The following is a 21,662-nucleotide window of genomic DNA, read 5'->3' on the forward strand; positions in this document are numbered from 1 at the left end:
CGCGGTCGTTCAGTTGTTCGTCGGTGAATTGCGGATGATATTTCCGGATCGCCTGCACCATGGTCAGGCGATGGAACGGCTTGCCGAGGTCGAGTTCCTTGCCCTGATAGCTGATGACGGTCGTGCCCAGCACCTTCTGTGCGACCTCGCGGAACAGGCTCTCGCTGAAGTCCATCAGGTACTTGTAGTCGCGATACGCCTCGTAGAACTCCAGCATCGTGAACTCGGGGTTGTGCCGCGTCGACAGCCCCTCGTTGCGGAAGTTGCGGTTGATCTCGAACACCCGCTCAAAGCCGCCCACCAGCAGCCGCTTCAGGTACAGTTCCGGGGCAATGCGCAGGTACAGCTCCATGTCCAGCGCGTTGTGATGGGTGATGAAGGGCTTGGCCGCCGCGCCGCCAGGGATCGGGTGGAGCATCGGGGTTTCCACCTCCAAGAACCCGCGATTGGCAAGAAAAGCCCTGATCAGGCGGATGATCTCCATCCGCTTGCGGAATGTGCTGCGCACCTCCGGGTTGACGATCAGGTCAACATAGCGCTGGCGGTAGCGGGTCTCCACGTCGGTCAGGCCGTGGAACTTCTCCGGCAGCGGGCGCAGCGACTTACAGATCATGTGCAGCTTGGTCGCCTCGATGGACGGCTCGCCAGTCTTGGTCTTGAACGGCCTGCCCTCCACGCCGACTATATCGCCCGCGTCCCACTTCTTAAAGTGACCGAACTGCTCGTCGCCGAGCACGTCAAGGCGGGCGTAAATCTGAATGCGGGCCGACTCATCCTGCAACTGAAAGAAGGCCGCCTTGCCGAACTTGCGCAGCACCATCACCCGGCCAGCGATGCGGCACGACACGCCGTCCGGGGCGTGCGTCTCCGGCTCCAAGGCCTCGGCCTGCGGGAGTATCTCGGCAATATGCTGCGGGTGCTTAAAGTCGTTGCTGAACAGCTTCACGCCGTCATCGGCGAGGCTCTGCGCCTTTTCCCGGCGCTGCTTGAGGAGGTTGTTTAAATTGTCCATGATGGTAAAAGATGCAAGGCTGAGACGGCGCGCGCTGCCCCTCAGCCTTTGGTTGTTCTGGAATGCCTGCGGGCAATCCCGCGTATGCGGAAGCGGCAAATCGTCTGCCCCGCCTGAAGAATGTCCGCGGCTTCAGTCTTACCATTTTCCTGCATGTCGGGCAAGCTGAACAGCAGCACGCGCCCGCCCTTGTCTGGCCTCGTCATCGGCGCCGCGCTGTGCTGTGAGGCTGCCCGGTCAGGTCAGCGGCTTGTGCCAGACATTCATGCTTTCAATGCCGCCGGAAATGTTGGTGTTGTTCTTCAGTCTGCCCGCGAACTGGTACGCAGCCTTGGCAAAGGTGATGTTCATGCCCGGCGACATGGCTCTGGCAATGGTGTAGGCGGTCAGAATTCCTTCCTGCCGCAGATGCAGCTCCATGCGGCGGAGCAGATGCAGGGCCAGATTGCTGCCTGCCCATTCCGGCAGGGTGGCAAAATCCGTGATCTCAGCATTGGCGGCCTCGCTGTCTGTCTCCGCCGAGCCGAGAGCGATTAATCTGCCCGCTGTTGCAATGCCGAAATAGGCGACATGGCTGCGCATGGTCTCGATCAGATATTCCGGCTCAGAAATGGGAAAGGGATAGGAGGGAAAAACCTGCCGGTAAATGGCCGCCATTGCCGCCGCGTCCGCCTCTTCGCAGCGGCGCACAGTGAAGCGGGCATCAAGAGGAGGCAGGCCGCCGACCTGCTTTTCCCTGGCAAGCCGCATGATTTTGTCCATTGCCGCCGCGTCGCGCTCCCTGCTCCGCGCCTCCTGCAAATAGCGGCAGAGGAACAGAGCGCGTTCCCGTCCGGCGAAAAAGCCGGGAATGCGCGCCTCCTCGCAGAAGCCTGCCTCAAAAAAACCGGCTGCTGCCGCCTCCGGCACCTTGGCGAAAATTTTGGCATAGCCGTTTTCCTCTGCCAAGGCGACGAGCTGCTCCGGGAAATCCGCTGCCGCATCCGGGGCCAGCCGCATCAGATACACCCGGTCATTGCCCGGCCCGTGCTGAATCAGGCCGCCGCGCAGCTCCTCGATTTTATCCTTCGCCGTCATCCTGCCCTCCGTCCCGCTTGCTCATCCGCTCGTTGTCCGCAGGCACCAGGGCGATGGTGTCGTCGTAATCAGCCAGCAGCCTGCCGATGCCCACAGGGAGGCATTCCGGCGCGTCGTCCAGAGAGAGCTGCAAGTTGCACTGGCCGCAGTCGCGGTCGCAGAAGACCGGCTCGTAGGAGTCAGGCTCCTTGTAGGTGGTGATCACGCCTTCGTAGTTGCGCAGCACCACCTTGTTGGTTGACCAGGAGATGAGGTAGTTGGGCATGACCGGGATCTTGCCGCCGCCGCCGGGCGCGTCAATGACGTAGGTCGGGACGCTGAAGCCGCTGGTGTGGCCGATCAGGCTCTCGATGATCTCGATGCCCTTGCCCACCGGCGTTCTGAAGTGGGACAGCCCTTCGGAGAGGTCGCATTGATACATGTAATAGGGCCTGACCCGGTTCGCCACCAGCTTGTGCACCAGCGTGCGCATGATTCTTGGGCAGTCGTTCACGCCGGCCAGCAGCACGGTCTGGTTGCCGAGCGGGATGCCCGCGTCAGCCAGCCTGGCCAGGGCGGCCCGCGCCGAGGCCGTCACTTCGCGGGGATGGTTGAAATGGGTGTTGATCCAGAGCGGATGATGCTTTTTCAGCATCGCCACCAGCCCGTCCGTGATCCGGTAGGGCAGGACAACCGGGGTTCTGGTGCCGATGCGGACCACCTCGACATGCTTGATTTTGCCCAGCTCGGTGAGAATGTAGTCGAGAAAGTCGTCCGGGAGCAGGAAGGGATCGCCGCCGCTGAGGAGCACATCCCGCACTCTCGGCGTGCTGCGGATGTAATCTAAGCCCTGTTCAACAACTTCCCTGGAGGGAATGCTGTCGCGGTCGCCGACCTTCCGCTTGCGGGTGCAGTGGCGGCAGTACATGGCGCAGACATTGCTGACCAAGAAGAGAACGCGGTCAGGATAGCGGTGGGTGATGCCCGGCACCGGGCTGTCCTCGTCCTCATGCAGCGGGTCGGCCATGTCCGCGCCGGTGATGTCCAGCTCGCGGATTGACGGCACAGCCTGCATGAAAACCGGGTCCAGCTCAAAATCCTCCCTGTTGATCAGGGAGAGATAATACGGGGTGATGGAAAGCGGGAACTTCTCGATGGTGCGTTGAATCTGCTGCCTTTTCTCCTCCTTCAGCTCCAGATCAAGAAAATTTTCCAGCTGCTCCAGCGATCTGATCCGATGCCGCACCTGCCATTTCCAGTCCTGCCATGTCTTCTTGGAAACGTCCGCATCAATCCTTTCCGCCAGCTCCTGCTGGTGTTCTGTGTAAATCATTCACTCTCCTTGTTGATGGATTCGATATGAACGGGCCGGAACAGTCCGGCCGGTCGTTCACGCTCACGCGCGAAGGTGTCCGCCGCGCTGCGGGGAGGCTGAGGAAAAATAAAGAATTTTAAACAATTGAGATGCGCAGGCGTGTCCGCTGTCAACTTGCAGCCGTCATGCCGCCGTTGCCATGTCATGCTTTGTGACGCGCTCAACTGTTTGAGATGATTATTTGAACTGTGGTCTTCCATCTTAAGCCGGGCTGCCAGCGCTGTCAACTGCTTTTTCGTCCGCGCTGCGGCGCAGCGGCAGTCGCCGTCAGCCCGCCTGCGGCTGAATTTGTTCAGGACTCTCCAGCCGCTCACGATGGCTGCGGCTTGAAATCCTGCTTGCTTCAAGGCGCAAATCTGGTTACGCTCTGCCTTGGCGAGCTGTCAATCCATACACCATTACGCGCAACAACATGACACCATCATGATCATTTCCGACACCGCAGTCAAACAGAGCATCGCCGTGATGGTGCTCTCCGCCCTGATCGCCATCATGGGCGTTTACAGCTACACGACCCTGCCCCGCGAGGCGGAGCCGGATGTCAGCATCCCCAACGTCTTCGTCTCCACGACCTACCGGGGCGTGGCGCCCGGCGACATGGAGACCGCAATCACGATCAAGATAGAGAACAAGCTCAAGGGACTGGACGGGGTGAAGAACATCAAGTCGGTCAGCTCCGAGGGCGAATCCCTGATCAACGTGGAGTTCACCACCGGCATCGACATTGACGACGCGCTGCGCAAGGTCAAGGACAAGGTGGACGAGGCCAAGAACGAGCTGCCCAGCGATCTGGAGGACGACCCCAAGGTCTTCGAGGTCAATATCTCGGAGATGCCGATCCTCGTCTTCTCCATCTCCGGCACCTGCGGCCTGAGCTGTCTGAAGAAGATTGCCGACGACTTGGAAGACGAGATCGAGGCTGTGCCCGGCGTGCTGGAAGCGGATGTCACCGGCGGCCAGGAGCGCGAGATCCGCATCGAGGTCATGCCGGACAAGCTCGCCTACTACGGCCTGACCATCAACTCCCTCCAGTCCGCCGTGCAGAGCGAGAACAGCAACACCTCCGGCGGCTCCCTCCGGCTGGGCGACGGCAAGTTTCAGCTCCGCGTGCCAGGCGAGTTCACCACGCCGGAGGAGCTGTACGGCTTAGTGGTGGCCTCGCACAAGGGCCAGCCGGTCTATCTGAAGGAGGTGGCCACTGTCTTTGACGGCTTCAAGGAGGAGGTCAGCCGCTCGCGCATGAACGGCAGGCAGGCGGTCAACATCGCGGTGAAGAAGCAGGCCGGGGAGAACATCATCGCCATCGCCGACGCGGTGGACGAGATCATCGCCAAGCGGCAGCCGGGCTGGCCCAAGGGCACCGAGATCAGCAAGGTGATGGACAAGTCCAAAGACACCAAGACCATGGTCGCGGATCTGGAGAACAACATTCTCACCGGCCTGACGCTGGTGCTGGTGGTGATCTTCTTCGCCATGGGCTTCCGCAACGCGGTGATGGTCAGTCTCGCCATTCCCTTCTCAATGTTCATGGCCTTCACCATCCTTCAGCTGATGGGCATCACCCTGAACATGGTCGTGCTCTTCAGCCTGACCCTGGCCTTGGGCATGCTGGTGGACAACGCCATCGTCATCATTGAGAACATCTACCGCTTCATGGAGCAGGGCGCAGGCCGGGCCGAGGCGGCGATGAAGGCCACCTCGGAAGTGGCCATGCCGGTCATCGGCTCCACGCTGACCACCTTGGCCGCCTTCTCGCCCATGCTCTTCTGGCCGGGCATCATGGGCGAATTCATGGGCTATCTGCCCCTGACCCTGATCGTCACCCTGTCTGCCAGCCTCTTTGTCGCCTTGGTGGTCAATCCCGCCTTTGCCTCGCTGTTCATGAAAGGCTCGAAAAAGGCCCGCGCCGTGGAGATGGTCTCCTGGGAGCAGCCGATTTCGATTCAAACACCGCTGCTGCGGCTCTACGCCAGCCTGCTGCGCTTCTTCATCCGCCATCCTTTGGCGCTGCTGGCCGGAGCCGCCTTCATGCTCATCTTCATGATCCAAGGCTGGCTGCTGGCCGTGGGCCTGAAGAAGCCGGTGGAGTTCTTCCCCAGCACCGATCCCAAGGGCATTTATGTCAACGCCGACGTGCCGGAAGGCGCGGACTTGGAGTACATTGACCGCATCCTCCGCCAAGTCGAGCAGGCGGTGGCCGGGAAAGGCCGCGCGGACGGCCCCAGCGACCTGCGCAACATCAAGATCATCTACACCCGCGCGGTGGCGGCCAGCAGCGGCAGCTCCGCCTTTGAGGCCAACACGCCCAACCATGTCGGCATCCGCTTCATCGACCTTGCCGAGCGCGCGGAGTCCAGCCATGACACGGTGGAGGAGATCAGGCGGCGCATCGCCGACATTCCCGGTGCCAAGCTGACTGTGGCCATGGAGGCTGAAGGCCCGCCCACTGGCGCGCCGATCAACATCGAGATCGCCGGCGACCGCTTCGAGGTGCTCGGCGCGGCGGCTAAAGAGGTCAAGAACGCCCTGTCCAAGCTGCCGCATGTGGAGGACATCCGCGACGACTACGTCGAGGGCACGCCGTCGGTGCAGGTGCAGATCGACCGGCAGAAGGCGGCCTCCTTTGGCCTGACCACGGGCATGATCGGCTTCGCTCTCAAATCCGCCTACAACGGCCTGGCGGTCTCAACCTTCCGCGAGGGCAGCGAGGACTACGACATCACCGTGCAGCTGCCGGAGGCGGAGCGGCGGCATGACGGCGTGCTGCGCAGCCTGATGATTCCCGCGCCGAACGGCCAGGCCGTGCCGCTCTCCGCGCTGGCCGAGATCAGCGTCACCGGCTCAGTGGGCAGCATCAGCCGGATCAACAACGAGCGGGTGGTGACGGTCAAGGCCAATGTCGATGAGACCAAAATCCCCGGCGCGGTGGCCAGAGAGCAGGCGGAGAAGCTGCTCGCCCAGAATCCGCTGCCGCCCGGCTACAAGATCACCTTCACCGGCGAAAATCAGGAGCAGCAGGATGCCGAGGCATTTCTCGGCAAGGCCTTCGCCGTGGCCCTGCTGCTGATCTTCCTGATCTTGGTTGTCCAGTTCAACTCGGTCAGCCAGCCCTTCCTGATCATGACATCGGTCATCCTCTCGCTGGGCGGCGCGTTCTTCGGCCTGATGCTCTACAAGATGCCCTTCGGCGTGATCATGACCGGCATCGGCGTGATCTCGCTGGCCGGCGTGGTGGTCAACAACGCCATCGTTCTGATTGACTACACCAACCAGCTGCGGCGCAACGGCTACGCCCTCAAAGAGGCGGTGGTCTTTGCCGGAGCCACCCGGCTGCGGCCCGTGCTGCTCACCGCAATCACCACCATCCTCGGCCTTGTGCCGATGATCACCGGCGTGTCCTATGATTTCCGCAACCTCGCCATGTCCTGGGTCAGCGAGTCAAGCCAGTTCTGGCAGTCCATGGCCGTGGCCGTCACCTTCGGCCTGCTCGCCGCCACCTTCCTGACCCTTGTGGTGGTGCCGACGCTGTATTTTGTGCTGGAGCGGAGCAAGGAGATGCTGGCGGCTGGCTGGCGGCAGCTGGAGCAGGGAAGGGCAGCGGCGTATCGGGTGCTGGCAGGGGAGTAGTCATGCTGCGCTTTGCCGGAGCTTCGACCGCTCAGGGCTTCAGCGCAATCCGCACCGCGAAGCCCTGCGGCTGGCGGTTGCAGGCCGAAACTGAGCCGCCGCAGCTCTCGACGCAGGTTTTGACTATAGCCAGACCCAGTCCAACACCGCCGGAGCCGCTCTCGCGGGACAGCTCAGGCCGGTAGAAAGGTTCAAATATCCGGTCAAGATGCTCCTCGGCCACGCCGGGGCCGCAGTCCTCGACAATTATCTCCACCTGCCCGCTGTTCTCCGCAGCAGTGACTGTGATAGGCCCGGCATAACCTGCATATTTCACCGCATTGCGAAGGAGATTGGCAATGGCCCGCGTCAGCAGCTCGGCAGAGGCGGTGACATGCAGCTCTGGTGCGGCCCGTAGCTGCACCGCTGTTTCCGCCGCCTCGCGCCGCACAGCGGTCTCAAGCACCGGCAACAAAGGAATGCGATCCAGCCGCACGGCTTGGGCGTTCATCTCCGCCCGCGAGAAGGCCAGCAGCTCGCCGATCAGGGCGGCCATGTGGTCAACATCCTCCATCACGTCCTGCACGCGCTCTCGGTTTGCGCCGTCGAGCCGCTGCTCTAGCACGCCGAGGCCAAACTGAATCCGAGCCACGGGCGAGCCAAGCTCGTGCGAGACATCGCCGAGAAAGCGTTTCTGGCCTTTCACGAACGCGGAGAGGCGTGCAGTCATGTGGCTGATGGTCGCGGCCAGCCGCCCGATCTCGTCGGCCCGCTGCTCGTGGATGGAGACGGCAAAGTTGCCCTTGGCGATCTCCTCGGCGGCACGGGTCATGCGCTCCAGCGGCTTGGTGATGCTGCGGATCAGCGGCAGCCAGAAGAGCACGGAGATGAGAATCACTGCGGCGGCCACGACCATCCACGGCAGGGGATCAAAGAAAAAACCCTTGCCGGTGATGGAGTCAGAGGCGGCGATGAGCAGGGCGGGCAGGTGCCGCTCTGAGGCTTCTAAGTAGATTGGCACCCGGATGCCAAACCACCAGCGGCTGGGCGTGCTGGTGTGCATGATCAGATGCGGCTTCCGCCCCCAAGCAGTCGGCTTTGGCCCGCCGCCCGCGCAGTCGGCACCGTCCGGCGGGCCATGCCGGAGCAGCACCGCTTTGGCCTTGTCCAGCACTTCATCGGGCACCGGCTCTTTCTTCGGCGAGAAGACCAGCCCCTCGCGCAGCAGGAGGAGGAAATCCACTCCGTGAATTTTGCCGTGACGTTCGAGTGCCTCCGGCCATTCATCCGGCGGGGTTTGCTCCAAGTCATGGACGATGAGCATTCCGGCGGCGCGGAGCCTATCAGCCCCTTGATGGCCGAAGAACTCGTGCAGGTTCATCTTCAGCTGCACAGCAAAGAAGATTGCCAGCGCGGCGGCAAGCAGGAGCAGGTTGAGGAAGAGCCAGCCGAGAATTTTGGCGAAGAGCGAGCGGGCGGCCTTCACAGCGGCGGGGCGATGAACATGTAGCCTGCGGTGCGCACCGTCTGGATGTAGCGCGGCTCGCGCGGGTTTTCGCCCAGCTTGCGCCGCAGCGAGGAGATGTGCACGTCAATGGAGCGGTCGAAGACATCATAATTGCGGCCAGACACCGCCTCCAGCAGGCGGTCGCGGCTCAAGACCCGCCCGGCGGCGCAGGCCAGCGCGGCCAGCAGGTCGTACTCCAGCGGAGTCAGCGTCAGCAGCTCGCCGCGCAGGCGCACGGTGCGCGAGGCCTGCTCGATTTCCAGCTCGGCGAAGCGCAGGGTCTGCTCCGCCGCCTCCGTGTTGCTCCGGCTTTCGGTGAGCTGGCTGCGGCGGGTGACGGCCCGCAGCCGGGCCAGCAGCTCGCGCGAGGAGAAGGTTTTGGGCAGATAGTCGTCCGCGCCCATCTCCAAGCCGACGATGCGGTCGGTCTCCTCGCCCCGCGCCGTGAGCATCAGCACCGGAATATCCGACTCACGGCGCAGCTCCTTCAGCACTGCGAAGCCGTCCATCTGCGGCAGCATCACGTCCAAGATGACCGCCTGATACTCGCCCTGCTGGAACAGCCGCAGCCCGTCCGGGCCGCTGTGCGCCGCATCGACTGTGTAGCCCATCGGCTCCAGATAATCGGCCACCAAGCGGCAGAGCTTGCGGTCGTCGTCAATCATGAGGATGCGCATGGCCGGTTTAAACCGTCATCAGAATCCTGCCTGCGCCATTTCAGAGGCTCCCGTCCGCCAGCCCTTTCTCCAGCACATGCTTGACATCATAAATCACCGCCTGCGGTCGACAGATACGGGTCAGCTCCGCCCTGCCCAAGCTGAGGAACTGGCGGTGCGCCACCGCGAGGATCACCGCGTCGTAACGGCCTTCCGGCAGCTTCTCAATCATCGCCACATCATACAGCCGCCGGGCTTCCGCCGAATCAGCCCAAGGATCATAAACCTCAACTCCGGCCTCGTATGTGGTCAGCTCGTCAATGATGTCCGTCACCCGCGTGTTGCGCAGATCCGGGCAGTTCTCCTTGAAGGTCAGGCCAAGGATGAGAATGCGTGAGTCGGCCACGTGGATGCGCTGCCGCAGCATCAGCTTGACCACCTCTGAGGCGATGTAGCGGCCCATGCCGTCGTTGAGCCGCCGCCCGGCAAGGATCATCTCCGGGTGATAGCCGACCTGCTGCGCTTTGTGGGTGAGATAATACGGATCAACGCCGATGCAGTGGCCACCGACCAGACCGGGCCGGAAGGGCAGGAAATTCCACTTCGTGCCTGCGGCCTTCAGCACCTCCAGCGTGTCGATGCCGAGCCGGTTGAAGATCAGAGCCAGCTCGTTGATCAGGGCGATATTGACATCGCGCTGCGTGTTCTCAATCACTTTGGCCGCCTCGGCCACCTTGATGCTGCTGGCCTTGAACGTGCCTGCGGTGATGATCAAGCCGTACAGCCGGTCAACAAAGTCAGCAATCTCCGGCGTGGAGCCGGAAGTCACTTTGACGATGGTCGGCAGGCGGTGCTCATGGTCGCCGGGATTGATGCGCTCCGGGCTGTAGCCTGCGAAGAAGTCCCGATTGAATTGCAGGCTTGAGACCTGCTCCAGAATCGGGATGCAGACCTCCTCAGTCGCGCCTGGATAGACGGTTGATTCGTAAATCACCACGTCGCCGGGCTTGAGCACTTGGCCGACCGTGCGCGACGCGCCTTCCAGCGGGCTGAAATCGGGCCGCTTGCTCTCGTCCACCGGCGTGGGCACAGCAACGATGAAGACAGTGCACTGCCGCAGCTCGTCAAGATTGCTGGTGAACTGAAGCTGCGTGGCTGCGGCCAGCTCTTCCACGCTCACCTCGCGGGTGCTGTCGCGGCCTTGGCGCAGCTCGGCGATGCGCTGCTCCTTGAGGTCAAAGCCGACGCAGGGCAGTTTTTTGCTGAATTCCACGGCCAAAGGCAGGCCGACGTAGCCGAGGCCGATCACGGCCAGCTTAGTTGATGCGAGATCAGGCATGTTTTTTCCTCATGATGTTAAACACCCCGGCTGATTCCCGGCCAGATTTGCGTGTGCAGCTGCAATTGCAGTCGGACGGGCAGCTGCTCCCGCAGGAGAAAGTCCGACAGCCGCGCCGGAGCAAGGCGGTCAATGACAGGCGAGAAGAGCACCGGCAGCAGCTCGGTCAGGCGATGTTCACGGACAACCTGCGCCGCCCAAGCCGCGTCTTCTTCCGAGCAGAGGACAAACTTCAGCTCGTCGCGGCTGCCTGCGGCCTTGCGCTGGCGAAGCAGCCCGATATTGCCCCAGTCATTATGGGCTGCCATCCTGGAGTCCGGGCATTTGAGATCCAGAATCACCCCGACGGACACGGGAACCCGCGCGATGCTCAGGCTGCCGCCGGTCTCCAAAAGCACTTCGCGGCCCTGCGCCAGCAGAGCGTCCATGAGCGGATAAACCGCCGCTTGCAGCAGCGGCTCTCCGCCGGTGATCTCCGCCATGATGCCGGGATATTGCACCAGCTCGGCGCAGGCTTCGGCTGCGCTCATCAGCTTGCCTGCCTCGTCCCAAGTGTAGCGGGAATCGCAGTAGGAGCAGCGCAGATTGCAGCCGCAGAGCCGGATGAAAACGCAGGGCAGCCCGGCGCGGGTCGATTCGCCTTGGATGGAGTAAAACAGCTCGGAGACCCGCAGCAGTTCGCTCCCGCTCATGCGCCGTAGTAAATCACGCCGCTTGAGTCGGTCTCCCGCACCTGCACCGAATGGAGCTGATACCGCTCGGTCGTCAACACGCTTTTCAGCTGAATGAAGAGATAGCGGGCGATATGCTCGGAAGACGGGTTGCAGTCTTGGAAGCTGGGATGCTCGTTCAGGTCGCGGTGATCCAGCTCGTCCACCACCGCGTTGACCTGCTGCTTGAGCACTTTGAAGTCGATGCCCATGCCCAGCTGATCCAGCTCATGGGCGCGGACTGTCACTTTGACCTTCCAGTTGTGGCCGTGGGGCCGCTCGCAGTTGCCGGGGTACTCGCGCAGATGATGGCCGCCGGAGAAATGTGTTTTGATGAAGATGTCGAACATAGGTTGTCCTGTGTTGGCAAAGTTTGCTGGTTCGGCCTACTTTAACGCGGCGGAACCGCGTTGCGCAAGCGGGAACTTGGCCTCTTCAGCGTTCGACCTCAATCCCTTCAGCCCGCAGGACTTCTTTGCCCGCCATTTTTTTCAGCCCGGCGCGAAATTTTTTATGCAATTTCTGCTCTTCGATCACCATCCAGGCGCAGTCAACAATGCCCTCCGCGCCCGCCTTGGCCGCCTCGTCATCGGAGAAAGTGACGCTGCCATCCTTCTCTAAAACGCAGGCCGCGCCGTAAGGATCCAGCGTTGGATAAATGGAGACGAAATCAATGAATTTGAGCTTCAGCTCCAAAAGCGGCTCAAAATCGCCCCGCGCCTCGGCAGTTTTGAGAAAGACCGTCAAAAATTCATTCACCGCCCGGTCGATCTCTGTGAGCGTCCGGCAGCCAGCCGTTGCCGGATTGTCGGCCTCCGGCGGCGGCTGTTCTTCCGGGAGCGGCGGCGGCGCGGCGACCGGATCGCTGATGAAATAGCCGAGACTGTAGATGCCTCCGCTCTTTTGCAGCATGGCCAGCAGGGTGTTGTAGTCGTCATCCGCCGGACTGAGGCCGCCGGTGCCCCAGTAATAGGAGCCGCCCCGGCGCAGGCCCTGATGAAAAAAAAGGACGGCGCAGTCGCTCCGGCCTTGGACATCAACCTCAATGAAGCCGGAGAACTCCCGCTTGTTCAGACGGAAGACCAAATCCGGCAGGCTGACCTTGGCGGAGGAAAGCCGCCCTTTGGCGCGGCGGAACGCGGGCAGCTGGCCCCAGAAGAAAATTGAGTCGGGATCGAGGTAATAGACCGAAACTTGGAAATTGCGCTGACGGAGGGCGGCGAAGACGTGGTCGAGCTGCTCTGAGGCCAAAGCGTGCTCGCCTTTGTTCTGAGTCAGGCTGCGGACAATATCTGACTCGTCAAAATAGACCATCAGCTCCTGATCTGAACCCTTGCCGTAGAGGCAGCCGGTGCCGATCTCACCCTGCAGATGCTGGATGAACTTCTCCACATCCAGATAATAGCTGTTCAGGCCGCTTAAAAAAGGCTTTTCCCGGGGCAGAAGCATTGCGTCTTATTCAGTCAGGTTGCGGACAACATCATAATCCGCGTCAGCGGCGGCTTGGAAGGAGGTGATGCCCAAGGCTTTGAGCGCAGGATCGTCTTCGGCGAGCTGGGTCAGCATGGCCCGGAGGCTCTCCTTCCGCTCCTGCGGCAGCTCGCGGCTGACTGACAAGGCCCAGCCGGGCAGGGGCGCGGTTTTCATCAGCTCGGCCACTGAGCCGGGGACGATGAAACGGTCCGCTTTGCGCAGGGAGCCTTCGCTGATGAAACCGGCATCCGCGTCGCCGAGGCTGACTGCAATGATGACGTTTTCCTCCCGGCCTGCCGCAGCCTCCAGCAGCTCAAAGTCGCGACCGGGTTCCAAGCCCTGCTCCCGCAGGCTCTTCTTCTGGGAGAGAAAACCGCCCGCCGAATTCCGGCTGACGATCATCACCTTTTTGCCTCGCAGCTCTTCGATCTTGCTGATTCCGGCCTCCGGCCTGACAATGATGATCCCCCGCTGCTGGCTGCCGCCCTTGCCTTGGGCCGCCGTGGCCAGCACCTCGTGCCGGTCGGAGGCCCGGACATAGGTCAGCGGACTCTGATAGCCGACAGTGATGCCGCCGCGCAGCAGCTCCGCCTCGTATTCGGCGGCGTTTTGCAGCAGCACCGTCCGCACCGGCGCGCCGAACACCGCGCTCAGTTTCTCCGCCAGCGGCGCGAGCATGGCGGCCTGCTGTTCCGGCGGCGCGGACGGCTGCATGGACAGCAGCAGATGCTCCTCAGCGGCGGCCAACGGCGACGCGGCGCAGAGCAGGACGGCAAGCAGGGCAAAGATGATGTTCTTCATGGGACGACCTTATTGCCGCTTGGCGGTCAGCCGTTCCACGGCGATGCGGACCGAATGGCGCATCCGCTCCAAGGCCGTGCCGAGGTCGCGCATCTCGCGGCAGCCCTCCGCCGTGATGGCCAAGTCCAGCTCGCCGAGACTGATCCGGTTGGCGGTGTTGGTCAGAACGCGGGCCGGACGTATGACTAAGCTGTTCAGCAGGGCGGCCAGCAGGAGCGCGGCCAGCAGGGCCAGTCCGGCAGGCACGAAAAAAAGCGGGGAAAGCAGGGCCTGCCGTAAGACCTGCTCGGCTTCGGCAGCAGGAATGCCGATATGAACTTCGCCATCCGACCCGCTGAGGGCCAGCACCCGGTCATGCACGGTCAGGCCGCCCACGCTGAGGCGAATGCTGCCTTCTTTGGCCCCGGCCTTTAGGCCGTTTTGAGCCAGCACATCCACCGGAAAGCCTTTATCCTGCACCCGCTGCAAAAAGCGGCTGTCAAATCCGGCCTGCGGGTTGAAAAATCCGGCCACTGCCGCGCCTTTTTCATTGACCACCGCCGCGTAGGCCATGCCCGGCAGCAGGGCGGCGCGTTCAGTCTCCTGATTGACAAGCAGATAATCTTTCCGCAGCAGAGGCGTTTTCACCGACTCCTTCAGCGTGAGGGCCAGCGCAAGGCTGCGCAGCTCGCCCTCTTCGGCCAGCAGGGCGGGAATGCTGCGGAAATAAAAATATAGAAAGGAGCCGCCCGCCGCGAGAAAGCTGAAGGTCAGCAGGAGCAGCAGATGGACGGCCAGCGGCCTGCCCCGGCCCTTGGCCGCTGTCTCAGCGGCGGTTTTCCGTCCGGGCGGAGCAGGAGCGGCGGCGGTCTTGGCTGCTACAGGAGCCTCCGCCGCCGGAGTCTGAACACTGCCGGACGGCGGCTCCGGCTTCTCGACCACAATGATGTGGCCGCAGGCTTTGCAGGCGAACTTCGCCCGCTGGCCTTTGATCCGGCTCTCGTCAATGTGGTACTTCTTGGCGCAGTCCTCGCAAATGACCAGCATACATCGGCTCCTTTCCTGTCCGCCTGCCGCAGTCCGGCAAAACCCTGCTTCAGTTATAACGGCCCGGAAAGCCTGCGGTCAATGCTTATTTTGCCGGATTCCGGCGGCGGCGGGACAGGCTGGACGCAGGTGCCTGTCAGTCCTTGAGCTTTTTCAGCAGCCAGGCCATGTTCTGGCCCAAGGTGCGCATGGTGGCCACGCCTTCGGCATCAGCGGCGACCTCGCCTTTCTCCCGGCCCATGCCGACGTTCCAGTACGAGGAGCCGACAATGATCATCTGGCCGATGGTGAAGAAGTGGTTGATGGAGTCGAAGACGTGGATCGCGCCGCCCCGACGGCAGGCGACCACAGCGGCTCCGACTTTACGGCGGTGCATGTCGCCGTTGGCCCGCGAGACCATGCCGCAGCGGTCAATCAGGGCCTTCAGCTCAGAACTCATGTTGGCGAAATAGGTGGGCGAGGCGAGAATGATGCCGTCCGCCTCCTCCATCTTGGCGATGCAGTCGTTGATGCAGTCGGTTGTCACCGCGCAGCGGCGGTTCTTTTTGGCAAAACACTGGTAGCAGGCGATGCAGCCGTGCGGGTGGGTTCCGGCCAAGCTCACCAGCTCGGTCTCGACACCTTCTTTTTCCAGCTCCTCAAACACATAGCTGATCAGTTTCTCCGTGTTGCCGCCTGTGCGCGCGCTGCCGTTGAATGCCACAACCTTCATGCTGTGCTGCCTCCCTTTTTTGGTCAAACAAAAAACATCTGCTGATTCCCCCGAAACTATACGCCAGATGACGGCAGGGAGCAACGGGAAATCGAGCCGCGCAGCAGCTCCAGCTCAATCTTCAGGCAGCGGTCCATGACCACGGCCAGCTGCAGTGATTCGTGTCAGAAGTTACGCAGCTGAATTCTGAAGTTAAATAATTACATCAGGTCGGATTCAGGTGGCGCAAATCGCCAATTGAATAAAATCAACGAAGTTGCAAATCCAACTGCATAATTTCTATCTGATATTATCAGAGCGAAAGGAGCGCAGGTGATTATAGTTTTAATTATTTTTCTATATGAATTAATTTCAATCCTGATAAACTATACCATTAAAACCTGCTTTTTTTCGTCAAGATTTCGATAGGTCGGCACCATACTCCTCTTCTGTCTGTTTGTTCATTCTCAATGATAAAGCTCACTGTCGGGGGCGAAGCGTAGCGGAACCTCCGTCCAGCGCAGGATCTTGTTCGGCTTTTTTTTAAGGTGCTCCATATATGATGCCATCTTGGTACTTTCTTAAGACTGGCAGGTTATCCGTGGCATCCACTTCCTCTATGGAAGGCAAGTACCATCTCCATGTTAATGCGTTAAAATATACAATTAGCGCCTTTCCATCACTGCACTTTTTAATCATCTGGTTCATCTCTTCTTTATAGTCTTCATTCACTCTGCGTGTAACTGCAGACACTTTTGCAGGAATCATAACTGCTTCCTTCCCTGTCAAAAAAAGGATCGCATCTGGACCATTCGAGTAAATTGTCTTGCCATCGTGAATATCAGACAGATAATATATAATATCAGAATTATTCCAATATTTTGAAGTATATCCATTGCCGTTTTTATGGATGCCCACCGCCATTGTGACAGCAAGGCTCTCATTAATACTCACAGAAAATAATAAAAGAAAAACGAAGCAATGCCATATCCAGCGTCGATTTATTTCCTCTGACATCGACCAAGCGAGTGTAATGCCTGCTATGGTCAGTGCTAAAATAGCTGGCAAGAGGATTCGGCTGTCAAGCGGTGTATGTGCATCAAAGAAAGAAATAGATATAAAAATAAAGAATATATATATGACAGAATAAATAACACAAAGCACAGGAAGTGCAATTCCCATCGACGTTGCATTCTGTCTGTTATACTCCTTTCGGTAAATAATTGAGACTCCCAAAAAAAAGAAAGCGACAACCACCGCAATATGAATTGCCTTTGTCCAAGGAGAAATAGATATAGGCAGGACAAAATTATACATAGTAGAGATCAAGCTGTTCACATGCCCAAAGCCGATTGGATGGAATGCAAATTCTCGGTTTGTCGCGGATTGCGCAATCAAGATGTTACGGATCAACCAAAAGGCAAGAGGAAGGGATGCAACGCCAGCAAATATAAAAACATCTCTCATCTTGAGCTTAACAGACCGATTATCCAACAAAAATAATGCAAGGGCCATAGTTGGAAAAAGAACGACACCCACATAACGAATTGCTGCTGCGAAGCCAGCCATAAAACCTGCCAATACGAGCACATATAGACGAGGACGCGCAACATGATAAGAAAATAGAAAAAAACTCGCCATAGAAAACGTGACAAATGGAGCTTCCGTCCAAGCCATTGAATGTACTGATATTACTTGGGCTGAAGACAGGAATGACAACATGGCGCAACCCGTGGCTACTAAGCTGCGCTTAGTGCAGATGTGAACCGCAAGGCAAAAAAGGACAAGATTTGCGGCGAAAAAAAATGCGGCAAGAAAGCGAGTTGCCTGAAGAACATCACCGGGGTAAAACAAGTCCACTACCCCGATCAGGAGTGGGTAGCCCGGGGGGTAATGGGTCATGGCTTTGCCATGAACGAAGAAGCCGTTTCCTGCAAGCAAACTTCGTGCGGCCTCAATGTATGTAGTGGAGTCTGGACTGACACCGGGACCTTGATCTGTGATCCAGTGCATCAGTATGAAAGCGCAAGATCCGGTAAATAAAATCATGGAAATAGTTTTAATTTCCCGCCTGCATGTATTAATTATTTCCTTCATGATTATTAAAATGAGTTTTTTTACAATGAGCTTCTTCAGCCTTTTTCGAGGCCTTCACTTCAACATATACGCCAGATGACGGCAGCGGGCAACCGGAAATCGAGCCGCGCAGCCGCTCCAGCTCGATCTTCAGGCAGCGGTCCATGACGACATGCAGCCCTGCTTCTTCAGCAATCTTGGCCGCCGCCTCGTTGACCACGCCCTGCTGCATCCAGACCAATTTCGCACCGACGGCAATTGCCTCGCGGACAATCGGTTCAACGTCCTCGGAACGGCGGAAGATGTCTACGATATCAATTGGCACCGGTACCGAGCGCAGGTCAGGATGCGAGATTTCGCCCAGCACCTCGGCGCAGCTCGGATTGACCGGGATGATCCGATAGCCTGCCTCTTGCAGGTAGCGGGCGACCTGATGGCTGGGCCGCTCCGGCTTGGGCGAGAGGCCGACCACAGCCACGCTGCGGCTCTCGGCAAGGATGCGCCGGACAGCGGCGGAAAGCGGGATTTGCGGGAACATAATTGACAAAGATGGAAAAAGGCCATAATACTGTGCTGCGCACATGCTGCGCGGACCGTCAATTCTAACCGGCAGGAGGCGTTTCAGCCATGTATTTTCAAGACATCATCGCCGCTCTGAACAGATATTGGGCCTCGGTCGGCTGCGTCATCATGCAGCCTTACGACATGGAGGTGGGCGCAGGCACCTTTCATCCCGCCACACTGCTGAAAGCCTTGGGGCCGGAGCCGTGGAAGGCGGCCTACGTGCAGCCCTCGCGCCGCCCGACTGACGGACGCTACGGCGAGAACCCCAACCGCCTTCAGCATTACTATCAATATCAGGTGGTGATCAAGCCCTCGCTGCGTAATATTCAGGAGCTGTATCTTGGCAGCCTGCGCGAGTTCGGCCTCAACCTGCTGGAGCACGACATCCGTTTTGTTGAAGATGACTGGGAGTCGCCGACGCTGGGCGCGTCCGGCCTCGGCTGGGAGGTCTGGCTGGACGGCATGGAGGTGACGCAGTTCACCTACTTCCAACAGGCTGGATCGCTGGAGCTGTACCCGGTCACAGTGGAGATCACCTACGGCCTGGAGCGGCTGGCAATGTATCTGCAAAAGAAGGAGTCGGTCTATGACATCCAATGGAACCGCGACGTGACCTACGGCCAGATATTCCTTCAGGCCGAGCGCGAGTTCTCCGCCTTCAACTTTGAGGAGGCCAATGTTCCTGATCTGACGGCCAACTTCAACAACTGGGAGCGGGACGCGCTCAAGTTGATCGAGAAGGGGCTGATCCTGCCTGCCTATGATCACTGCCTGAAGTGCTCGCACACCTTCAACCTGCTTGATGCCCGCAAGGCGATCAGCGTGGCCGAGCGGACGCGCTACATCGGTCGCATCCGCAACATCGCCCGCCAAGTGGCGCAGTCTTACGTGGCCCAGCGCGAGGCGATGGGCTGGCCGCTGCTGGCCGAGCGGCAGGTGCTGCTGGCAGAGGCGGCGTAGCTTCAGAGGCCGAGCAGCCAGAGGACGGCGTGCAGACAGAGGCAGGCGCACGCCCCTGCCGCCATGTCGTCCAGCATGATGCCCAGCCCGCCGTGGATATGCCGGTCAAGCCAGCCCACCGGAAAGGGTTTGAGGATGTCGAAAAAGCGGAAGAGCGCGAATCCGGCGGCAAGTGCTAAGGGATACGCTGGAGCAAAGGCCAAAGCGATGAGCTGGCCGACGATTTCATCAATCACCACTGCGCCGGGATCGCCTTGATCAAGAATTTTCTCAGCGGCTCCGGCGGCGGCGGTGCCAAGAACGAACAGTACGGCCAGCGCGGCGGCATAGCTGGCAGGTGCGAGCTGATGCAGGCCCAGCCAGAGCAGCACTCCGGCCAGCGAACCCCAAGTGCCTGGAGCCTTCGGCAGCCAGCCGCTGCCAAAGCCAGTGGCGATAAAGAGGAAGACCTTGTCCATTAAAAGTATCGACGGGGATTTCAGCGCAGAGTCATCTGTACGTCTTTGGAACAGAGCATCTGTTAAAGAAAAATCGCTCTCCATTCAAGCTCAATTTGCAAAGCTGGGTCGTGAATTTTCTCGTTGTGAAACACTGCGGCTTGGCTGCTTGACTGATAAACGCTCACTGTTTGCGCAAACGGTGTGACTAACCAGCACGAGCGGATTCCAGCTTGAAAATAGCGGTCAAATTTATCCAGAAGTTCTTGAGCAGCCTGCGTTGGTGAGAGAATTTCTATCACTGCCAGCGGCATTTCAGTCATGCGGAGGATGTCTTTTCCTGTCAGATTAATTTCTCGTTTTGGATATAGACAAATGTCAGGCACATAATCTTTATCTTCAATTTGCAAAGTTAATTCAGTAAAAACGGTGATATCTGGCACGGAGCTTAACGCCGCAATCAATTTGCTGCATACATAGCCATGGTGATACGACGGACTCATATTTTCTCCTTTTGATGTGCTTTTTCATGCGAAGCCGCCCGCATTGTATCTGCCCCGCCATTTTTCGGGGCGATCCAACGACCGCCCCCATACGAATCAAATCAGCCCCAGTTTCTTCATCTCAGCAGTCAGCTTGTTCAGCGACGGCTCGTCCATCTCGGTCATCGGCAGGCGCACTTCCGGCGTGGCAATCTTACCGATCAGATGCACAGCCTTTTTCGCCGGGGCCGGACTGGGATAGCAGAACATCGTGCCCATGAGCGGGAAGAACTTGTAATGAATCTCTTTGGCTGTGGCTAAATCGCCGCGCAGAGCCGCTTCCATCAGCTCAGACATCGCCTTAGGGGCCACGTTGGAGGTCACGGAGATCACGCCCTTGCCGCCGATCAGCACTGTGGGCATAGAGGTGAAGTCATCACCGGACAGCACAATAAAGTCTTTCGGGCAGATGCGGATGATCTCGGAAATCTGATTCAGGCAGCCGCAGGCCTCCTTGATGCCGATGATGTTGGGCAGCTCGGCCAGCCGTGCGACCGTGGCCGGGGCCATGTTGGTGACGGTGCGGCCCGGCACGTTGTAGAGCACCACCGGGATGTCCACAGCCTCGGTGATCGCCTTGAAATGCTGATATAATCCTTCTTGGCTCGGCTTGTTGTAATACGGCACCACGGACAGCACCGCGTCCGCGCCGTTCTCTTTGGCCGATTCGGTCAACTCGATAGCCTCAAGGGTGTTGTTGGCCCCGGTTCCGGCAATGACCGGCACCCGGCCTGCCACGGTCTTCACGGTCAGCTCGATCACCCGCTTGTGTTCGGCAAAACTGAGGGTGGCGGATTCGCCGGTGGTGCCGCAGGGCACAAGACCATGAATGCCGTTGTCGATCTGAAAATTGATCAGATTGACGAGGCTTTCCTCGTCAACCCTGCCGTCGCGCATCGGGGTGACAATCGCGGTGATCGCGCCCTGAATTCGTTGTGCTGCTGTCATCTCGTTCTCCTTGGGGATTAAAGCAATGCCTCGGCGGTCAGCTCGCCTTGATAGACCGCATGGGCAGGCCCTTTGAGGAAAACATTATAAACAATTGGCGCGGTTCCGCCAGCCTTATGCTCCGGCAGGCTGAATAAAATTGTCAGGCGGTCGTTGCCGGAGGTGATGATTTCGACGGGCGAGGCAGCCTGTCCAAGCAGGGCGGCGATGATCGCGCTGGCGGCGGAGCCTGTGCCGCAGGCGAGGGTTTCGTCCTCCACGCCGCGCTCATACGTCCGCACTTTGAAGGCCTCGCCGCGTTTTTGAACAAAATTGACATTGGTGCCCGCAGGCTGAAAGGCTTCATGGCAGCGAATCGCCCTGCCGAGGCCGCGCACGTCGACTTCCTCAATATTGTCGACAAAGACCACCACATGCGGCACGCCGGTGTTAAGACTGTGCAGAATGAGCGGCGCATTGTTGACAGTGATAGTCTGATGCAGACGCAAGTCACGCGGCTCAGTCATCTTCACCGCCACTTCTTTGCCGGAAACCTCGGCCTCGATCAGCCCAGCCAAGGTTTCAAAGCGCATTTTGGCGTGAGCAATGCCCTGCATAAAGGCAAAACGGGCCGCGCAGCGCGCTCCGTTGCCGCACATCTCGGCAACCGAGCCGTCGGCATTGAAGAATCGCCAGCGAAAATCCGCCTGTCCAGAATTCTCGATCAGAATCAGGCCGTCCGCACCGACCGAAAACTTGCGGCGGCAGACAGCAGCGGCAAAGGCGGACATGGATTCAGGCTCGATCAGCGGCGTGCGGTGGTCAATAAGGATGAAATCATTGCCGGTGCCGCTCATTTTGACGAATGAAATTGGAAAATTAGATGTGTTCATGATGAATATTC

The 21,662-nt window shown here is 59.4% G+C and carries 21 protein-coding genes; 2 read left to right on the plus strand and 19 right to left on the minus strand.

Annotated elements, in window-relative coordinates:
- The 4 genes from ACNKH3_RS05950 to ACNKH3_RS05965 all read right to left on the minus strand — a co-directional run.
- Positions 1-1,012, minus strand: a 1,012-nt coding sequence (locus ACNKH3_RS05950; protein WP_420208590.1) for a lysine--tRNA ligase, incomplete at its 3' end; no start/stop codon positions are given.
- Positions 1,013-1,249: 237 nt separating this feature from the next.
- Positions 1,250-2,089 carry a putative beta-lysine N-acetyltransferase gene (gene ablB / locus ACNKH3_RS05955; RefSeq protein WP_417916533.1) on the minus strand — a complete coding sequence of 280 codons (840 nt, stop codon included), beginning with the start codon at positions 2,087-2,089 and terminating at the stop codon, positions 1,250-1,252.
- Positions 2,073-3,401: a lysine 2,3-aminomutase gene (gene ablA / locus ACNKH3_RS05960; protein WP_417916532.1), complete on the minus strand. Its 1,329-nt coding sequence runs from the start codon at positions 3,399-3,401 to the stop codon at positions 2,073-2,075. The genes ablB and ablA overlap by 17 nt, the downstream gene beginning before the upstream one ends.
- The gene (locus ACNKH3_RS05965) at positions 3,398-3,643 is read right to left on the minus strand and encodes a hypothetical protein (RefSeq protein WP_420208591.1); all 246 of its coding nucleotides are present in this window, start codon (positions 3,641-3,643) and stop codon (positions 3,398-3,400) included. The genes ablA and ACNKH3_RS05965 overlap by 4 nt, the downstream gene beginning before the upstream one ends.
- 223 nt (positions 3,644-3,866) lie before the next feature.
- On the opposite strand from ACNKH3_RS05965, the gene ACNKH3_RS05970 reads away from it, so the two are divergent.
- Positions 3,867-7,070, plus strand: a complete 3,204-nt coding sequence (locus ACNKH3_RS05970) for an efflux RND transporter permease subunit (protein WP_420208592.1) — start codon at positions 3,867-3,869, stop codon at positions 7,068-7,070.
- A gap of 31 nt (positions 7,071-7,101) precedes the next feature.
- On the opposite strand, the gene ACNKH3_RS05975 is transcribed toward ACNKH3_RS05970, so the two are convergent.
- The 11 genes from ACNKH3_RS05975 to ACNKH3_RS06025 all read right to left on the minus strand — a co-directional run bounded on the left by ACNKH3_RS05975 (position 7,102) and on the right by ACNKH3_RS06025 (position 17,866).
- Complete coding sequence (locus ACNKH3_RS05975; RefSeq protein WP_417916702.1) at positions 7,102-8,535, minus strand: sensor histidine kinase; 1,434 nt, start codon at positions 8,533-8,535, stop codon at positions 7,102-7,104.
- A complete protein-coding gene (locus ACNKH3_RS05980) occupies positions 8,532-9,221 on the minus strand; it encodes a response regulator transcription factor (RefSeq protein ID WP_420208593.1) in 690 nt (229 codons plus the stop codon). Before ACNKH3_RS05980 ends, ACNKH3_RS05975 begins: the two co-directional genes overlap by 4 nt.
- Before the next feature lie 52 nt (positions 9,222-9,273).
- Positions 9,274-10,551, minus strand: coding sequence for a nucleotide sugar dehydrogenase (locus tag ACNKH3_RS05985; protein ID WP_420208594.1), 1,278 nt, complete (start codon positions 10,549-10,551; stop codon positions 9,274-9,276).
- Between the two features lie 17 nt (positions 10,552-10,568).
- Positions 10,569-11,243: a radical SAM protein gene (locus tag ACNKH3_RS05990; protein WP_420208595.1), complete on the minus strand. Its 675-nt coding sequence runs from the start codon at positions 11,241-11,243 to the stop codon at positions 10,569-10,571.
- Positions 11,240-11,611 carry a 6-carboxytetrahydropterin synthase QueD gene (queD, locus tag ACNKH3_RS05995; protein WP_420208596.1) on the minus strand — a complete coding sequence of 124 codons (372 nt, stop codon included), beginning with the start codon at positions 11,609-11,611 and terminating at the stop codon, positions 11,240-11,242. Before queD ends, ACNKH3_RS05990 begins: the two co-directional genes overlap by 4 nt.
- 85 nt (positions 11,612-11,696) lie before the next feature.
- Positions 11,697-12,710 (minus strand): hypothetical protein, encoded by a 1,014-nt coding sequence (locus ACNKH3_RS06000; RefSeq protein ID WP_420208597.1) that lies wholly within the window; start codon positions 12,708-12,710, stop codon positions 11,697-11,699.
- Between the two features lie 6 nt (positions 12,711-12,716).
- The gene (locus ACNKH3_RS06005; RefSeq protein ID WP_420208598.1) at positions 12,717-13,535 is read right to left on the minus strand and encodes a phosphate/phosphite/phosphonate ABC transporter substrate-binding protein; all 819 of its coding nucleotides are present in this window, start codon (positions 13,533-13,535) and stop codon (positions 12,717-12,719) included.
- Positions 13,536-13,544: 9 nt separating this feature from the next.
- Positions 13,545-14,561, minus strand: coding sequence for a zinc-ribbon domain-containing protein (locus ACNKH3_RS06010; RefSeq protein WP_420208599.1), 1,017 nt, complete (start codon positions 14,559-14,561; stop codon positions 13,545-13,547).
- Between the two features lie 136 nt (positions 14,562-14,697).
- Positions 14,698-15,273, minus strand: a complete 576-nt coding sequence (locus tag ACNKH3_RS06015) for a flavodoxin family protein (protein ID WP_420208600.1) — start codon at positions 15,271-15,273, stop codon at positions 14,698-14,700.
- A gap of 522 nt (positions 15,274-15,795) precedes the next feature.
- Positions 15,796-17,349 carry a hypothetical protein gene (locus ACNKH3_RS06020; protein WP_420208601.1) on the minus strand — a complete coding sequence of 518 codons (1,554 nt, stop codon included), beginning with the start codon at positions 17,347-17,349 and terminating at the stop codon, positions 15,796-15,798.
- On the minus strand, positions 17,333-17,866 hold the full coding sequence (locus ACNKH3_RS06025) for a CoA-binding protein (RefSeq protein WP_420208602.1): 534 nt from the start codon (positions 17,864-17,866) through the stop codon (positions 17,333-17,335). The genes ACNKH3_RS06020 and ACNKH3_RS06025 overlap by 17 nt, the downstream gene beginning before the upstream one ends.
- 89 nt (positions 17,867-17,955) lie before the next feature.
- On the opposite strand from ACNKH3_RS06025, the gene glyQ reads away from it, so the two are divergent.
- Entirely contained in the window at positions 17,956-18,852 is an 897-nt protein-coding gene (glyQ, locus tag ACNKH3_RS06030) for a glycine--tRNA ligase subunit alpha (protein WP_420208603.1), read from the plus strand.
- A 2-nt stretch (positions 18,853-18,854) separates the two neighbouring features.
- Here the strand turns inward: glyQ and ACNKH3_RS06035 are convergent, their stop codons facing one another.
- The 4 genes from ACNKH3_RS06035 to dapF all read right to left on the minus strand — a co-directional run bounded on the left by ACNKH3_RS06035 (position 18,855) and on the right by dapF (position 21,651).
- On the minus strand, positions 18,855-19,310 hold the full coding sequence (locus ACNKH3_RS06035; RefSeq protein ID WP_420208604.1) for a phosphatidylglycerophosphatase A: 456 nt from the start codon (positions 19,308-19,310) through the stop codon (positions 18,855-18,857).
- A 62-nt stretch (positions 19,311-19,372) separates the two neighbouring features.
- Positions 19,373-19,792: a Uma2 family endonuclease gene (locus tag ACNKH3_RS06040; protein WP_420208605.1), complete on the minus strand. Its 420-nt coding sequence runs from the start codon at positions 19,790-19,792 to the stop codon at positions 19,373-19,375.
- 96 nt (positions 19,793-19,888) lie between these two features.
- Positions 19,889-20,779 carry a 4-hydroxy-tetrahydrodipicolinate synthase gene (gene dapA / locus ACNKH3_RS06045; RefSeq protein ID WP_420208606.1) on the minus strand — a complete coding sequence of 297 codons (891 nt, stop codon included), beginning with the start codon at positions 20,777-20,779 and terminating at the stop codon, positions 19,889-19,891.
- Between the two features lie 17 nt (positions 20,780-20,796).
- Complete coding sequence (dapF, locus tag ACNKH3_RS06050) at positions 20,797-21,651, minus strand: diaminopimelate epimerase (protein WP_420208607.1); 855 nt, start codon at positions 21,649-21,651, stop codon at positions 20,797-20,799.
- Positions 21,652-21,662 lie beyond the last annotated feature (11 nt).

Origin of the sequence: Candidatus Electronema sp. JC (genome assembly GCF_048287365.2) — a bacterium.
Classification (GTDB): Bacteria; Desulfobacterota; Desulfobulbia; order Desulfobulbales; family Desulfobulbaceae; genus Electronema.

Coding starts and splice junctions, on each gene's coding strand:
- ablB (WP_417916533.1), bottom strand. CDS start 2,089: ATGACGGCGAAGGATAAAATCGAGGAGCTGCGCGGCGGCCTGATTCAG.
- ablA (WP_417916532.1), bottom strand. CDS start 3,401: ATGATTTACACAGAACACCAGCAGGAGCTGGCGGAAAGGATTGATGCG.
- ACNKH3_RS05965 (WP_420208591.1), bottom strand. CDS start 3,643: ATGGAAGACCACAGTTCAAATAATCATCTCAAACAGTTGAGCGCGTCA.
- ACNKH3_RS05970 (WP_420208592.1), top strand. CDS start 3,867: ATGATCATTTCCGACACCGCAGTCAAACAGAGCATCGCCGTGATGGTG.
- ACNKH3_RS05980 (WP_420208593.1), bottom strand. CDS start 9,221: ATGATTGACGACGACCGCAAGCTCTGCCGCTTGGTGGCCGATTATCTG.
- ACNKH3_RS05985 (WP_420208594.1), bottom strand. CDS start 10,551: ATGCCTGATCTCGCATCAACTAAGCTGGCCGTGATCGGCCTCGGCTAC.
- ACNKH3_RS05990 (WP_420208595.1), bottom strand. CDS start 11,243: ATGAGCGGGAGCGAACTGCTGCGGGTCTCCGAGCTGTTTTACTCCATC.
- queD (WP_420208596.1), bottom strand. CDS start 11,611: ATGTTCGACATCTTCATCAAAACACATTTCTCCGGCGGCCATCATCTG.
- ACNKH3_RS06000 (WP_420208597.1), bottom strand. CDS start 12,710: ATGCTTCTGCCCCGGGAAAAGCCTTTTTTAAGCGGCCTGAACAGCTAT.
- ACNKH3_RS06005 (WP_420208598.1), bottom strand. CDS start 13,535: ATGAAGAACATCATCTTTGCCCTGCTTGCCGTCCTGCTCTGCGCCGCG.
- ACNKH3_RS06010 (WP_420208599.1), bottom strand. CDS start 14,561: ATGCTGGTCATTTGCGAGGACTGCGCCAAGAAGTACCACATTGACGAG.
- ACNKH3_RS06015 (WP_420208600.1), bottom strand. CDS start 15,273: ATGAAGGTTGTGGCATTCAACGGCAGCGCGCGCACAGGCGGCAACACG.
- ACNKH3_RS06020 (WP_420208601.1), bottom strand. CDS start 17,349: ATGAAGGAAATAATTAATACATGCAGGCGGGAAATTAAAACTATTTCC.
- ACNKH3_RS06025 (WP_420208602.1), bottom strand. CDS start 17,866: ATGTTCCCGCAAATCCCGCTTTCCGCCGCTGTCCGGCGCATCCTTGCC.
- glyQ (WP_420208603.1), top strand. CDS start 17,956: ATGTATTTTCAAGACATCATCGCCGCTCTGAACAGATATTGGGCCTCG.
- ACNKH3_RS06035 (WP_420208604.1), bottom strand. CDS start 19,310: ATGGACAAGGTCTTCCTCTTTATCGCCACTGGCTTTGGCAGCGGCTGG.
- ACNKH3_RS06040 (WP_420208605.1), bottom strand. CDS start 19,792: ATGAGTCCGTCGTATCACCATGGCTATGTATGCAGCAAATTGATTGCG.
- dapA (WP_420208606.1), bottom strand. CDS start 20,779: ATGACAGCAGCACAACGAATTCAGGGCGCGATCACCGCGATTGTCACC.
- dapF (WP_420208607.1), bottom strand. CDS start 21,651: ATGAACACATCTAATTTTCCAATTTCATTCGTCAAAATGAGCGGCACC.